Origin of the sequence: Streptomyces sp. NPDC059785 (assembly GCF_042732375.1) — a bacterium.
GTDB lineage: Bacteria > Actinomycetota > Actinomycetes > Streptomycetales > Streptomycetaceae > Streptomyces.
In genome coordinates, this window is record NZ_JBHWHV010000064.1 from 1 (window position 1) to 14,543 (window position 14,543).

General features: G+C 73.2%; 10 protein-coding genes. 3 read left to right on the forward strand and 7 right to left on the reverse strand.

The window, feature by feature from the left end; all coding sequences use genetic code 11:
* Positions 1-70 precede the first annotated feature (70 nt).
* From sucD to ACFV6E_RS34955, 6 genes are all read right to left on the reverse strand, one after another.
* Complete coding sequence (gene sucD / locus ACFV6E_RS34930) at positions 71-955, reverse strand: succinate--CoA ligase subunit alpha (RefSeq protein WP_385162749.1); 885 nt, start codon at positions 953-955, stop codon at positions 71-73.
* A 21-nt stretch (positions 956-976) separates the two neighbouring features.
* Positions 977-2,155 (reverse strand): ADP-forming succinate--CoA ligase subunit beta, encoded by a 1,179-nt coding sequence (gene sucC, locus ACFV6E_RS34935; RefSeq protein ID WP_385467184.1) that lies wholly within the window; start codon positions 2,153-2,155, stop codon positions 977-979.
* 563 nt (positions 2,156-2,718) lie between these two features.
* Entirely contained in the window at positions 2,719-3,678 is a 960-nt protein-coding gene (locus tag ACFV6E_RS34940; RefSeq protein ID WP_385467187.1) for a hypothetical protein, read from the reverse strand.
* 221 nt (positions 3,679-3,899) lie between these two features.
* Positions 3,900-5,078 carry a VWA domain-containing protein gene (locus ACFV6E_RS34945; protein ID WP_385162743.1) on the reverse strand — a complete coding sequence of 393 codons (1,179 nt, stop codon included), beginning with the start codon at positions 5,076-5,078 and terminating at the stop codon, positions 3,900-3,902.
* Positions 5,075-7,855 (reverse strand): DUF5682 family protein, encoded by a 2,781-nt coding sequence (locus ACFV6E_RS34950; RefSeq protein ID WP_385467189.1) that lies wholly within the window; start codon positions 7,853-7,855, stop codon positions 5,075-5,077. Before ACFV6E_RS34950 ends, ACFV6E_RS34945 begins: the two co-directional genes overlap by 4 nt.
* Positions 7,852-9,054 (reverse strand): AAA family ATPase, encoded by a 1,203-nt coding sequence (locus tag ACFV6E_RS34955; RefSeq protein WP_385467192.1) that lies wholly within the window; start codon positions 9,052-9,054, stop codon positions 7,852-7,854. Before ACFV6E_RS34955 ends, ACFV6E_RS34950 begins: the two co-directional genes overlap by 4 nt.
* Positions 9,055-9,187: 133 nt before the next feature.
* Here ACFV6E_RS34955 and ACFV6E_RS34960 point away from each other — a divergent pair, with 133 nt between their 5' ends.
* Together ACFV6E_RS34960 and ACFV6E_RS34965 are read left to right on the forward strand one after the other, a co-directional pair.
* Positions 9,188-10,543, forward strand: coding sequence for an SWIM zinc finger family protein (locus ACFV6E_RS34960; RefSeq protein WP_385467195.1), 1,356 nt, complete (start codon positions 9,188-9,190; stop codon positions 10,541-10,543).
* A gap of 46 nt (positions 10,544-10,589) precedes the next feature.
* A complete protein-coding gene (locus ACFV6E_RS34965) occupies positions 10,590-12,224 on the forward strand; it encodes a DUF5691 domain-containing protein (protein ID WP_385467198.1) in 1,635 nt (544 codons plus the stop codon).
* A gap of 268 nt (positions 12,225-12,492) precedes the next feature.
* Here ACFV6E_RS34965 and ACFV6E_RS34970 read toward each other — a convergent pair whose 3' ends face one another.
* Positions 12,493-12,909: a cobalamin B12-binding domain-containing protein gene (locus tag ACFV6E_RS34970; protein ID WP_385162735.1), complete on the reverse strand. Its 417-nt coding sequence runs from the start codon at positions 12,907-12,909 to the stop codon at positions 12,493-12,495.
* 509 nt (positions 12,910-13,418) lie between these two features.
* Here ACFV6E_RS34970 and ACFV6E_RS34975 point away from each other — a divergent pair.
* Positions 13,419-14,282: an esterase/lipase family protein gene (locus ACFV6E_RS34975; RefSeq protein ID WP_385162733.1), complete on the forward strand. Its 864-nt coding sequence runs from the start codon at positions 13,419-13,421 to the stop codon at positions 14,280-14,282.
* The last annotated feature ends 261 nt before the right edge of the window (positions 14,283-14,543 follow it).

Here is a 14,543-nt window from a genome sequence, read left to right on the forward strand (position 1 = left end):
CCGGATCGGGGTGCGGGCCCACTCGGCGCCGGCCGGAACGGAAGGGAACGGCCGGTGAGGTTGTCGAAGGTCAGCCGGCGAGGATCTCGCGGGCCAGCTTCGCCGTCTCGGTCGGCGTCTTGCCGACCTTGACGCCGGCGGCCTCGAGGGCCTCCTTCTTCGCGGCGGCCGTGCCGGAGGAGCCGGAGACGATGGCGCCGGCGTGGCCCATGGTCTTGCCCTCGGGCGCGGTGAAGCCCGCGACGTAGCCGACGACCGGCTTGGTCACGTTGGCCTTGATGAAGTCGGCCGCGCGCTCCTCGGCGTCGCCGCCGATCTCGCCGATCATCACGATCAGGTCGGTCTCGGGGTCGGCCTCGAACGCGGCGAGCGCGTCGATGTGCGTGGTGCCGATGACCGGGTCACCACCGATGCCGACGGCGGAGGAGAAGCCGATGTCACGCAGCTCGTACATCATCTGGTACGTCAGCGTGCCCGACTTCGAGACCAGGCCGATGCGGCCCGGCTTGGTGATGTCGCCCGGGATGATGCCGGCGTTCGACTGGCCCGGGGTGATGAGACCGGGGCAGTTCGGGCCGATGATCCGGGTCTTGTCGCCCTTGGACTTCGCGTACGCGTAGAACGCGGCGGAGTCGTGGACGGCGATGCCCTCGGTGATGACGACCGCGAGCGGGATCTCGGCGTCGATCGCCTCGACCACGGCGGCCTTGGAGAAGGCCGGCGGGACGAAGAGGACGGACACGTTGGCGCCCGTCTTCTCGATCGCCTCGGCGACCGTGCCGAAGACCGGGATCTCGGTGCCGTCGACGTCGACCGTGGTGCCGGCCTTGCGCGGGTTCACGCCGCCGACGATGTTCGTGCCGTCGGCCAGCATGAGCTTGGTGTGCTTCATGCCCGTGGCACCGGTCATGCCCTGGACGATGACCTTGGAGTCCTTGTTGAGGAAGATAGCCATGGCTGTGGTGTCCCTCGTCCCTTACTTCGCAGCCGCGAGCTCGGCGGCCTTGTCGGCCGCGCCGTCCATGGTGTCCACGCGCTGCACGAGCGGGTGGTTGGCGTCCGACAGGATCTTGCGACCCAGCTCCGCGTTGTTGCCGTCGAGGCGGACGACGAGGGGCTTGGTGACTTCCTCGCCCTTGTCGGCCAGGAGCTGGAGCGCCTGGACGATGCCGTTGGCGACCTCGTCGCAGGCGGTGATGCCGCCGAAGACGTTGACGAAGACGGACTTGACGTCCGCGTCGCCGAGGATGATCTCCAGGCCGTTCGCCATGACCGCGGCGGAGGCGCCGCCGCCGATGTCGAGGAAGTTGGCGGGCTTCACGCCGCCGTGCTTCTCACCCGCGTACGCGACCACGTCGAGGGTGCTCATGACGAGACCCGCGCCGTTGCCGATGATGCCGACCTCGCCGTCGAGCTTGACGTAGTTGAGGTTCTTCTCCTTGGCGGCGGCCTCGAGCGGGTTGGCCGCCGCGTGGTCGACGAGCTCCGCGTGGTCGGGGTGGCGGAAGTCCGCGTTCTCGTCCAGGGAGACCTTGCCGTCGAGGGCGAGGACGTCGCCGGAGGCGACCTTCGCCAGCGGGTTGACCTCGACCAGGAGGGCGTCCTCCTCGATGAAGGTCTTCCACAGGGTGACCAGGATGTCGGCCACCTTGTCGGCGACCTCGGCCGGGAACTTCGCGGCCTCGACGATCTGGCGCGCGATCTCGGGGGTCACACCCTCGTTGGCGTCGATCGGCGTCTTGGCGACGGCCTCCGGACGGGTGGCCGCCACCTCCTCGATCTCCATGCCGCCCTCGACGGAGGCGATGGAGAGGAAGGTGCGGTTGGTGCGGTCGAGGAGGAAGGAGACGTAGTACTCCTCCACGATCTCCGGAGCCGTCTCGGCGATCATCACCTTGTGGACCGTGTGGCCCTTGATGTCCATGCCGAGGATGTCCGTCGCGCGCGCGACGGCCTCGTCCGGGGTCGCCGCCAGCTTCACGCCACCGGCCTTGCCTCGGCCGCCGACCTTCACCTGCGCCTTGACGACAGACTTGCCGCCCAGCCGCTCGGTGGCTGCGCGGGCCGCCTCAGGCGTGTCGATGACTTCACCGGCCAGCACCGGTACACCGTGCTTGGCGAAGAGGTCCCTCGCCTGGTACTCGAACAGGTCCACGCGCGTCCGTCCCTATCAGTGATCTCGCGGTTCGTTGGATGCGTGGGCGTGCCGCGAAGGGCAACGTGACGTCCGCTGTCACTAGGGAGGCGCACACGGTGACCGAGCGCGCGGCATGTCCGTCTCGCAGGTTATCGCCGCTCGACGCGGGTCCCTAAATCGCAGATCACACCTGAGCGGTGATACCTGTCACAACGTGCATCAGGCATGCCTCAGGCATGCGGTGCCTCACCGGGCTGGGGTTGGCCCGGTGAGGCACCTGAACGGGCCTTCAATGGCTTCGAAGGTCCGGCCCCTCAATGGTTTTCGAGGGGCCCGGGCCCGGCGGTTCCCACCCCTGGGAGCCGATGGGCCCTGCCCGCGGGGCATGGGCCGGCCGGCCGACGGCTTTCGGCCATCCGGAGCCCTGCCCCTGCGGAGTCTGTGGTGTGCCGCGCGGCGGCATCGCGAGGGCGCGGCCACGCGGGAAGAGCGAGGCCACGGCCGCGCAGAGAAAGAGGGGACGCGAATGCGCTGCGCGAAACGAGAGGTGAAAGGGGAGGGGAGGGGAGTAGCGGGTCGCCCTAGCCGGGGAACTTGAGAATGTCCCGGTGCCTGTCCCGCGTCCCGGCCGCGATCAGCACCGCGGCGGCGCCGGGCACGAGCCGCATCGACACCCGGTGGTGCGGCGCGACCGCCTGCGAGTCGCCGTGCCGCGGCGCGCCGCCGTCGACCGCCGAACGGTTGCCCAGAAGACCGGTCGGGTCGCCCGCGGGCGCCCGCTCCGGGGGTGCGACAGCCCGGACACCCTGCCCGCCGCCGTACGAGCCGCTGTGCGCGGACCCGGTGATCACATCGGTCCCGGCGTACGTCGGTCCGTACGTCTCCGCCGCCGGGCGGACCGTAACCGCCGCAGCGGCGTCGTCGTCCGCCTGTCTGCCGTCCTGGTCCGGGGCCGCGTCGCCGTCCTGCACGGACACCGGCGGCACTGACGCCGGAAGCGTGTCGCCCGCAGCGGACGCGCCGGGCAGGCTCGGCAGCTCCGGGGTCGCCGGGAGTCCGGGGAGCCCGGGAAGGGACGGCAGGGACGGGACCGTCGGCAAGGACGGCACCGACGGCTGCTCGGCGATCGGCGGAATCTGCGGCAACTGGGGCAACTGCGCCGACACGTCGGCCAGCTCCCCCGTCACCGTCTCCACGACTTCGCCGACCGTCCCGATCGTCCCGGCGAGATCGCCGGTGGCGACACCGTCGACGACGCCGCTGACGGCACCACCGACCACGCCGTTGACGACGCCGTCGACCACGTCACCGACCGGCCGTACGGCCTCGCCGCCCACCGGGCGGATCACTCCGGCACGGGCCGACGGAGTCCCGTCCACCCCGTCCGTCCCGTCCGCCGCCTGGGCCTGCTGTCCGCAGAGCAGGCCGAGGGCGAACAACGCGCCCACCAGCAGGGCCAGTTGCAGCACACGCCGTCCGGCCGCCGCGCGCATCACGCGCAGGGCGGCCCGGGGCACGGGTGCGGCGACTGACGGGGACAAGACTGCGGGAGCCTCTCGTGCGGCGGAACGAGACGGGTCGAGCGCGCGGGCGGTCATCTCGTCCCGCTGGATGAAGATTTAATGAAGAGGGTGTCGATCCTCGCACGTGAGTACGGAGGTTGCGCAAGCCCCCTGTTACTGATGGGTACGCATGTCCGCTTTCTCCCCCTCGGATCTGCCCCGAGGTCTCTCCCGCAGCCGTCTTCCTCAGCGCCCGGTGTTCACTGCGTGTCCGGTATCGGCAGGGGCCGCTTCTCGATCGCCGCCGCCATCACCTCGGGGAACAGATCGGGCGTGCAGGCGAACGCCGGTGCGTCGAGGGCCGCCAGCGCCGCCGCGTGCTCCCGGTCGTAGGCGGGCGCCCCTTCGTCGGACAGCGCGAGCAGCGTCACGAACTGCACCCCCGACGCCTTCATCGCCGCGACCCGCTTCAGCATCTCGTTCCGTATGCCGCCCTCGTACAGGTCGCTGATGAGGACGACGACGGTGTCCGCGGGCCGGGTGATCTGCGACTGGCAGTACGCCAGCGCCCGGTTGATGTCCGTACCGCCGCCCAGCTGCGTGCCGAAGAGGACGTCGACCGGGTCGTCGAGCTGGTCGGTGAGATCCACGACGGCCGTGTCGAAGACGACGAGCCGGGTGGCGATGGACCGCATCGACGCGAGCACCGCCCCGAACACCGAGGCGTAGACGACGGACGCCGCCATCGAACCCGACTGGTCGATGCAGAGGATGACCTCCTTCTTCACCGACTGCGACGCCCGCCCGTAGCCGATGAGCCGCTCGGGCACGATCGTGCGGTACTCGGGCAGGTAATGCTTGAGGTTCGCCGCGATCGTGCGGTTCCAGTCGATGTCGTGGTGGCGGGGCCGGCTGATGCGTGCGCTGCGGTCGAGCGCGCCGGTGAGGGTGGCGCGGGTGCGGGACGCCAGCCGCTTCTCCAGGTCCTCGACGACCTTGCGGACGACGGCGCGGGCCGTCTCCTTCGTCGTCTCGGGCATGGCCTTGTTGAGGGAGAGCAGCGTGCCGACGAGGTGGACGTCGGCCTCCACCGCCTCCAGCATCTCCGGTTCGAGGAGCAGGGTGGACAGCCCGAGCCGGTCGATGGCGTCCCGCTGCATGATCTGGACGACGGAGGACGGGAAGTACGTCCTGATGTCGCCGAGCCAGCGTGCGACGGACGGTGCCGATGCCCCGAGCCCCGCCGACCGCTCCCGTCCCGGCTGCGGTTTGTCCCCTTTCCCGTAGAGCGCGGCGAGCGCGCCGTCCATCGCCATGTCCTGTCCGGCCAGCGAGCAGCCGGTGCCGTCCGCCGCGTCTCCCCCGAGGACCAGCCGCCACCGCCGCAGCCGCTCGTCGTCGGCCGCGCTCGGGCTCGGGCTCCCCGCCGTGGCCGTCATCGGCCCACCCCCACCAGATCGTTGTCGTCATTACCCACGCCACGGCCCACGCCACTGCCCGCGCCACGGCCCGCGTCACGGCCCACGCCACTGCCCACGCCACTGCCCGCGTCACGGCCCGCGTCACGGCCCGCGTCACAGCCCGCGTCACGGCCCACGCCACTGCCAGCGTCACTGCCCACGTCACGGCCCACGTCACGGCCCACGTCACGGCCCGCGTCACGGCCCGCGTCACAGCCCGTATCACTGCCCGCGTGCTCGCCGAGACCCAGCAGCAGCCGCAGCATCGGCACCACCGCGTCCGCGCGGGCTGTGTCGAGGTCCGGTGCGAAGCCGGGTATTCCGGAGGTGCCGGCGGAGGTCTGGGGGGCGCCCGTGCCCGGACCGCGCCGCACCAGCTCGCCCAGCGTCCGGCGCACCCCCGCCTCGTACGCCGAGAACGTGCGCCGCAGCAGCGGCAGTACGTCGGTGAACGCGTCCCCCGGGACGCCGGTCAGCCACGCGTCCACCAGCCCCAGCAGCCGCTCGTCGTGCAGGAGCAGCATCCCGCCACCGGAACCGCCCCCGACGAAGCCCTCGATCCACGCGGCCGCGTCCGCCGGCGACGTCCCCGGGGACAGCACGAGCCCCATCAGCCGCGCCGCCTCGTCCTGCGCCAGCTCCCCGCTGTCGAGCAGCAGCCGTACGGCCCGGCCCCGGATCACGCCGGGCACGGTCTCGCGCGCGGACAGCACCCGGAGCACGGAGTGCCAGCGCTCCCGCAGGGCCGTCGGGCCGCCGGGCGGGGATACGACGCCCGCATCGGCACCGGTGCGCTCGGCCGCACGGGCCTCCGCATCAGCGGACCCGACCACACCGGCCTCCGCATCAGCGGACCCGACCACACCGGCCTCCGCGTCAGCGGACCCGACCACACCGGCCTCCGCGTCAGCGGACCCGACCACACCGGCCTCCGCATCAGCGAGCCCGGCCGCACGGGCCTCGCCCAGCAGGCCCACCGCTCCCTGCACCGCGTCCACATGACGCCGCATCTCCTCGGCGGCCTCCGCGTCGAGTCCCGCGCAGGCGGGCGGGAGGCCGACGAAGACGCGCTCCGCGAGACCGGCCGCGACCTCGGTGAGCGCGTGCACGTCGGTGCCGCGCACGTCGCCGTAGCGCAGGGAACGGACCAGGGCGGGCAGCGCCTGGGCGAGATGGCCGACGTCCGCGTCCAGGGCGGCGCGGTCGGCGAGGACGCCCATGACCACGGGCAGCGCCTCCGGGAGCCCGGCGAGCAGGCAGCGCTCGGCGAGCGCCGTGACGTCGGCGAGCGACCCCGCCGCGACGGCGTCCGCCTCGGCCTTCGCCGTCGCCGCGGACAGCACGGTCGTGCCCCACACCCCCGCCTCGGCGACCCGTACGGACAGCTCCGGCTCCCAGCGCAGCCGCCAGGTCTCCCGGAAGGTGCCCGTGCTGCCGCGCGAGGCGGCCGGCTCGCCCCAGCCGATGCCCAGGAGGCGCAGCCGGTGCAGCAGCCGGCTGCGCTCGGCGTCGGTGTCCTTGCGCAGGTCGAGCTCCAGCTCCCGCTCAAGCGCCTCCGGCTTGCAGCGCAGCCGCCGCTGGAGCCGGGTGAGGTCGCGCTGCAACGGCACCGCCGGTGCGGACTCCGGCACCTCCCCCAGGACGTCCCCGACGACCAGCCGGTCGTGCACCAGCGCGAGCGGCACGTCCGACCCCTCGCACATCACGGCGCGCACCGCGTCGGTGGTCTCGGTCAGTCCGGGCAGCGGCCGGCCCCGCATCGCGGCGAGCGTCCGCGCCAGCCGTACCGCCTCGATGACGTGCGCCGACGACACGAGGCGGTCCTCGTCGCGCAGGAGTCCGGCGACCTTGGTCATCCAGCGCTCGACCGGGCGGTCCCGGGCGGTGAAGAGATGCCCGTACCAGCCGGGCGAGTCGATGCCCGCGCCGTAACCGCTCGCCCGGGACAGCCGGCGGTGCGTCCACGGCACCCAGGTCATGTCCGTCTTGACCTTGGGCAGCCCCTTCAGCAGCGCCCGGTCGGCGGAGACGGTGTGCTTCTCGCGCAGCGCGGGGACGTGCCAGGCCCCGCACACCACGGCCACCCCGTCCGCGAACTCCTTCTGCGCCGCCCGCAGCTGGATCCGCATGTACGCCTCGCGCACCAGGTCGCGGTCGTGGCCACCGCTGCCGTACGTCTCGCGCAGCGCCGCCATCGCGTCGCCGAGCACCTCGAAGGGTGCGAACGCGTCGGTGTCCGCCCCGCCCCGGTGTTCGACGACGTCCTCCCACCACCGCTCCGGGTCGTCGTAACCGGCGGTCTCCGCGAGCACGGCGAGCGGGTCGATCCGCACGGCCTCCTGCACGGCCGCCTCGGTCCCCCCGGACTTACCCTCCCCCTCCTCTTCTTGCTCCTTCCCGGGCTCCCGCTCCTCGCGCCCCCACGCGAGGGTGTGGGCCGCCGGGAGGTCGATGAAGCGGGCCGGGACCCCGTGCTCCACGGCCCACCGGATCGCCACCCACTCCGGGGAGAACTCGGCGAGCGGCCAGAACGCCGACCGGCCCGGTTCGTCCACGGCGTGGGCGAGGAGTGCGACGGGCGGCCGCATGTCCGCATCGGCGGCGAGCGGGATCAGCGCGTCGGCCTCCGGGGGACCCTCGATCAGCACCGCCCCGGGGCGGGCCTCCTCCAGCGCGGCCCGTACCGCGCGGGCGGAGCCCGGCCCGTGGTGCCGCACCCCCAGCAGCAGCGGCCCCGTACCGCGCGGCCCGGTCATGCGCCGACCTCCCGGCAGGCCCGGTAGAAGTCCTTCCAGCCGTCGCGCTCGCGGACGACCGCCTCCAGGTACTCCTGCCAGATGACGCGGTCGGCGGCCGGGTCGCGGACGACGGCGCCGAGGATGCCGGCGGCGACGTCGCTCGCCCGCAGGACGCCGTCGCCGAAGTGGGCGGCCAGCGCGAGGCCGTTGGTGACGACGGAGATCGCCTCGGCGGTGGAGAGCGTGCCGCTGGGCGACTTCAGCTTCGTCCGGCCGTCGGCCGTGACCCCGTCGCGCAGCTCGCGGAAGACGGTGACCACGCGGCGGATCTCGTCCATGCCGTCGGGCACGGAGGGGAGGTCGAGCGAGCGGCCGATCTGGTCGACGCGGCGCGAGACGATGTCGACCTCCGCGTCGGCGGTCTCGGGCAGCGGCAGCACGACCGTGTTGAATCGGCGGCGCAGCGCGCTGGACAGGTCGTTCACCCCGCGGTCGCGGTCGTTGGCCGTGGCGATGACGTTGAAGCCGCGGACGGCCTGCACCTCCTGGCCCAGCTCCGGGATCGGCAGGGTCTTCTCCGACAGGATCGTGATCAGGGTGTCCTGTACGTCGGCCGGGATGCGGGTCAGCTCCTCGATGCGGGCCGTCATGCCGTCGGACATGGCGCGCATGACGGGGCTGGGGACGAGCGCCGCGCGGCTCGGGCCGTGGGCGAGGAGCTGCGCGTAGTTCCAGCCGTAGCGGATCGCCTCTTCGGGGGTGCCCGCCGTGCCCTGCACGAGCAGCGTCGAGTCCCCGCTGACGGCCGCGGCCAGGTGCTCGGACACCCAGGTCTTGGCGGTGCCGGGCACGCCGAGCAGGAGCAGCGCCCGGTCGGTGGCGAGCGTCGTCACGGCGACCTCGACGATGCGCCGCGGGCCCACGTACTTCGGTGTGATCACCGTGCCGTCCGGCAGCGTGCCGCCGAGCAGGTACGTCGCGACGGCCCACGGCGACAGCCGCCAGCGGGCCGGCCGGGGCCGGTCGTCCTGCGCGGCCAGCGCGGCCAGTTCGGCGGCGAACGCGGTCTCGGCGTGCGGCCGCAGAGCCTCGCCCGCACCGCTCGCACCGCTCCCCCCGCTCTCTTCCGCGGACGGATCGGCGGACGTCGGGTCGGACGGATCGGCGGACGTCGGGTCGGACGGATCGACGGACGTCGGTTCTACGGACACGGACATGGCTCGGTCCCCCTCCAGCTCGGCCGGTTCGGATCTGGTTCCACCGTGCACCACGCCACTGACAATCCGCTCTGACCTGCGCAAACGCGGTCGCGATGAGCGATTGTCAGTGGCGGGATCTACCTTCGATGGCATGACTCAGCAGGGGGTGCGCTGGACGGCGGATCAGGTGCTGGCACTGGCGCCTGACGCCGCATCACGCAAGGCGGGAAGCAAGCTCGGCGCGGCCGGACCGTGGTCGGAGGCGGGCAGTTCGGGCGAGGGGACGGTGTGGGGGCTGTGCAAGGGCAGCGGCAGCAAGCCGTATCAGACGGTCGTCGACATCGCGGACACCGCGGGCCCGGCGTACAAGTGCAGTTGTCCGAGCCGCAAGTTCCCGTGCAAGCACGCGCTGGGGCTGCTGCTGCTCTGGTCGGGCGGGGACGGGACGGTGCCGCGGGGGGCGGCGCCGGACTGGGCGGAGCAGTGGATCGCGGGCAGACGCAAGCGCGCGGACGACAAGCGGGCGGCCGCCGCCACGGGCGCGGCGCCGGCCGGTGATCCCGAGGCGGCGCGGCGCCGTGCCGAGCGCCGGGCCGAGCGGATCACGGCGGGGACGGTGGAGCTGGAGCAGCGCCTCGCCGACCTGCTGCGCGGCGGCCTGGCCGCAGCGGAGCGCGCGGGGTACGGGCTGTGGGAGGAGACCGCGGCCCGCATGGTGGACGCGCAGGCGCCGGGACTGGCCGCGCGGGTGCGGGAGTTGGGCGCCGTCCCGTCGTCGGGTCCCGACTGGCCGGTGCGGCTGCTGGAAGAGTGCGCGCTGCTCCATCTCCTCGACCAGGGCTGGCTGCGCCGCGAGCTCCTGCCGGAGAGCCTCGCCGCGACCGTCCGCTCGCGCATCGGGCTGCCCGGCTCGGCCGACGGTCCGCCGGTGCGCGACCACTGGGTGGTCCTGGCTCAGTACGACACGGTGGAGGGCCATCTCACGACCCGCCGCGCCTGGCTGCACGGCGCCGAGTCCGGCCGTACGGCGCTGCTCCTCTCCTACGGGGCCGCGGGCCGCGCGCCCGAGCTGTCCCTGCCGGTGGGGCTGGCCCTCGACGCGGAGCTGTCGGCGTACACGGGCGGCGCGGGCCAGTTGAGAGCGGCCCTGGGCGAGCAGTTCGCGGCGCCCTCCCCTACGGCGGTGCGTCCGGTCGGTACGACCACGGCCGAGGCGGCGGCCCGCTACGGGGAGGCACTGCGGTCCGATCCCTGGCTGGACTCCTGGCCGGTGACGCTCGACCGGGTGATACCGACCCCGGCGGGCGACGCCTGGCAGCTGGCCGACGCGGACGGGGAGCTGGCGCTGCCGCTGGCGCCCTCCGCCGTGTCCCGCCCCGGCCTGTGGCGACTGGTCGCCCTGTCCGGCGGCGCGCCCGTCACGGTCTTCGGCGAGTGCGGCCACCGCGGCTTCACCCCCCTGACGGCCTGGCCGGAGACGACGGGAGAGGCGGTGCCCCTGTGCTGACCCCCTCCCCATTCCTGCTCCCGCTCCCTCACCTCCAAGGACGCTCATGAACAGGACACCCGCTCCCCCGGAAGCGCCGGCCGGTGACTCCTGGGAGGACCTCGTCATCTCGGCGCTGCTCGGCACCGACCGGCGTACGCCTTCGGCGTGGGACCCGCGGCGGGAAGCCCCGGTGGCGCTGCTGGACGCCGCCGCTGTCGAGACCGTGCGCCGCAGGGCCGGACTGCGGCCCGCCCGCGCAGCGGCCCGGCCCGAGCCCGCCGCCGCGGACCCGCGCCCGCCGCTGCCGCCCGCCGCGGCCCGCAGGCTCTCGATGCTGCTGGCGGACCGGCCCGGCAGCGGTTCGGGCGGCCGCAGGGGCTCGGCACCGGATCTGAGGGAGCTGCTCCCGCAGTGGCTCGCGCTGGCGAACTCGCGCGGCTTCGCCCCGCCCCCGCAGCTGCTGCCCGCCCTGCTGGACGCGGCCCGCGGCCGTACCGATCTGCGGCCGGCCGCGCTCACCTTCGCCGGGCCGCGCGCGCTGTGGCTGGCGCGGCTGCGTCAGGACTGGCGGTTCGCCCTGCGGGCCGCGCCGGGCGGCGGCGCGGCCCTGCCGGACCTCGACGATCGCGAGCGCATGACGCGGTTGTGGCAGGAGGGCCTGTTCGCCGAGCGGGTCGCGCTGCTCGCGGCGGTCAGGGCGCGGCAACCGGCCACCGCGCGCGAACTGCTTTCGACGACCTGGGCGACGGAGCGCGCGGAGGACCGCCTGATGTTCCTCGACTCGCTGCGGACGGGCCTGGACGCGGCGGACGAGCCGTTCCTGGAGCAGGCGCTGACCGACCGCAGCCGCAATGTGCGGTCCACGGCGGCCGAGTTGCTGTCGGCGCTGCCCGGTTCCGCGCTCGCCGGGCGGATGGCGGCCCGCGCCGGTTCGTGCGTGGCCCTGGACCGTACGCGCAGCGAGCCGGCGATCGTGGTGGAGGCACCGCACGAGTGCGACGCGGAGATGGAGCGCGACGGGGTGGTGCCCAAGGCCCCGGCGGGGCGGGGTGAACGGTCCTGGTGGCTCGGCCAGTTGGTGGAAGCGGCGCCCCTTGGGACCTGGTCCCGGGTCCTCGGGGGACGGACACCGGAGGAGGCAGTGGCGTTGCCGGTGACGGACGACTGGCAGGGCGAGCTGCACGCCGCGTGGTGCCGGGCCGCCGTACGGCAGCGTGATCCCGCCTGGTCGCGGGCGCTGCTCGGGTCGCCTTCCGCTCCGGAGGCCGGCGGGCCCGGGGCGGTGTCGCTGGCGGAGCGGGCGAAGCTGCTGACGACGCTGGAGGCCGCCGAGCGGGCGGAGTGGGTGGCGCGGTTCATCGCCACGCACGGTCTGTCCGAGGCGTTCCAGCTGCTCGGTGTGTGCGCGGTGCCCTGGAGCGAGCCGCTGGGCCGGGCGGTCGTGGACGCCTTGAACATCGCGCGGGACGCGGGCAGTTACCCCTGGAGCTTCAGCGGGGTGATGGGGCTGGCGGAGCGGTGCCTCGACCCGGCCGAGGCCGCGCGCCTCGACGGCCTCACCTCGGTCCCGGACGAGCAGGAGAACGCCTCACCCGGTGCCGGCGGCTACTGGGCGGAGTCCTTCCAGCGCCTGACCACGACCCTGCGCCTGCGCGCGACGATGTCGGCGGAGCTCATGGCCCCGACGACAGCAACGTGAGGAGCAGCCGTGGGCAACGTGAGGAGCAGCCGTGCCACGACTCACCGCGCTCCACCACACGGGCGCCCCACGGCCCGGCGCCTACCGCCGTCCGGCAGACCGCGTCCGGCGTCCCGCGTCCGGCATCCAGCGTCCCGCCACGCGGTGCTTACCGCGTCCGGCGCCCCGCGCCCCGCCATCCGGACGCGGCCGCCACCCGCCGTAGCCGGTCGCCCGCCGCAGTCGGCGCGTCCCGGCGGACCCGGCCCGGCCTCAACGCCCCGCGCCCCTACGCCCCCGCCGGCTGTCGTACGTTCCCGCGGACCCACTCCACGATCGAGGCCGTCGTGGCGCCGGGCGTGAAGATCTCGGCGACGCCCTTCTCCTTCAGCGGCGCGATGTCCGCCTCGGGGATGATGCCGCCGCCGAAGACCTTGATGTCCTCGGCGTCGCGCTCCCGGAGCAGCTCGATGACAGCGGCGAAGAGCGTGTTGTGGGCGCCGGAGAGGATGGACAGACCGATCGCGTCGGCGTCCTCCTGGATCGCGGTGTCCACGATCTGCTCGGGCGTCTGGTGCAGTCCCGTGTAGATGACCTCCATGCCGGCGTCGCGCAGCGCCCGCGCGATCACCTTGGCCCCGCGATCGTGGCCGTCGAGCCCCGGCTTGGCCACCACCACGCGGATCGGACCGGCTGCCACACCCATCACTGCCTCCATGAACCGACTGACCAACCTGTACCGGACAACGTGTACGGACAACGTGTACCGAACACATCGCACGGGTTCCCCGCACCACACGGGGACGGGGGAAGTGAACGAACGTTATCCCCAGCATCCCGCAACCGGCAGTTTCGCGGTGGAGACCGAGGGGGAAATCACACGTGGGACACGTTCGCCGCGCACGGCTCCGCTCATTTCGCGGCCCTCGCACCGTTGGGACCCACGCACCCCGCGGCACAGGGACCACAGCGGGACGTGCGCAAGGAGAGCCGCCTGAGGTAGCCCCGGCACCGCGACCACCCGAGGACGTCGCGGCAGTGGGGTTCGTCGGCGACGGCACAAGACGCCACGCCATGTCCGCCAGGGCGGACCGGGTGGCGCCCCACCACAGGAGGCGGGGACCCGTCGGGGATCGCCGATTCACCGCATCGCGGTTCTCCATGAGCGCACACGGGGGACAGAGGCTCCTCCCGCGTGCCGACGGGAGGTCGGCCATGAAGGTCACCGGGGCAGTGCTGCCCTTCTATCCGCTCTGTCACCGCCTGTTCCCCAGCAGACTGGCGGGACTTTCCATGGCCCTGCTGAAGGCGACAGCCCTGGAGATGACGATCCTCGCGGGGCATCTGCTCCTCTACCCGTCGGGCATCGTCCAGGAGCGCAGGTCCGCCCCGGCCGCCGTGCCGGCGGACGCCGCCGCGCTGCCGACCGACACCAAGCCCCCAGTCGTGCTCCTGCACGGCTTCATCGACAACCGCTCGGTCTTCGTACTGCTGCGCCGCAGCCTCGCCCAGCACGGCAGGCAGCGCATCGAGTCGCTCAACTACTCGCCCCTCACCTGCGACATCCGCACCGCCGCCGAGCTGCTCGGCCGGCACATAGAAGAGATATGCGAGCGCACGGGCCACCAGCAGGTGGACATCGTCGGGCACAGCCTCGGCGGCCTGATCGCGCGCTACTACGTGCAGCGCCTCGGCGGTGACCTGCGGGTACGCGTCCTGGTCACGCTCGGCACCCCGCACGCGGGCACCCGCGTCGTCCCGCTGGCGAACGCGCACCCGATCGTCCGCCAGATGCGTCCGGAGTCGCGGATCATCGAGGAGCTGCGTCGGCCCGCGCCGGGCTGCCGTACGCACTTCGTGAGTTTCTGGAGCGATCTCGACCAGCTCATGGACCCGCTGGAGACGGCCAGCGTCGACCATCCCGACCTGCTCGTACAGAACGTGCGGGTGAGCGGGATCGGACATCTCGCCCTTCCGGTGCATCCCGCCGTCGCGACCGGGATACGCCAGGCACTCGACATCGAGGAGACGGGGGCACCCGCGGTCGCCGGCACGAGCGACGATCTGACGGTGGCCTGACAAATTCCGACAGCGACCGACCCGCCGGCGACCTCACGGCGATCCGACAGCGACCCGACAGCGATCCCACAGTGACCTGACAGCGGTCCGTGCGGCGGGTCGAACAGGGGTCCGTACGACGGGGTGGACGGCGGGTCCGACGGCGCATCAATTCGAACACCGATCGAACGCCAGGCCAAAGCCGCGCCCGCAGTCCGCCGAAAGACGGCCGAATGCCCCTTTCCTGCGTGCACGAAACCTGAGGAAGATTGTCGCGCGCTC

Coding starts and splice junctions, on each gene's coding strand:
- ACFV6E_RS34970 (WP_385162735.1), bottom strand. CDS start 12,909: ATGGGTGTGGCAGCCGGTCCGATCCGCGTGGTGGTGGCCAAGCCGGGG.
- ACFV6E_RS34945 (WP_385162743.1), bottom strand. CDS start 5,078: ATGACGGCCACGGCGGGGAGCCCGAGCCCGAGCGCGGCCGACGACGAG.
- ACFV6E_RS34955 (WP_385467192.1), bottom strand. CDS start 9,054: ATGTCCGTGTCCGTAGAACCGACGTCCGTCGATCCGTCCGACCCGACG.
- ACFV6E_RS34960 (WP_385467195.1), top strand. CDS start 9,188: ATGACTCAGCAGGGGGTGCGCTGGACGGCGGATCAGGTGCTGGCACTG.
- sucD (WP_385162749.1), bottom strand. CDS start 955: ATGGCTATCTTCCTCAACAAGGACTCCAAGGTCATCGTCCAGGGCATG.
- ACFV6E_RS34975 (WP_385162733.1), top strand. CDS start 13,419: ATGAAGGTCACCGGGGCAGTGCTGCCCTTCTATCCGCTCTGTCACCGC.
- ACFV6E_RS34950 (WP_385467189.1), bottom strand. CDS start 7,855: ATGACCGGGCCGCGCGGTACGGGGCCGCTGCTGCTGGGGGTGCGGCAC.
- ACFV6E_RS34965 (WP_385467198.1), top strand. CDS start 10,590: ATGAACAGGACACCCGCTCCCCCGGAAGCGCCGGCCGGTGACTCCTGG.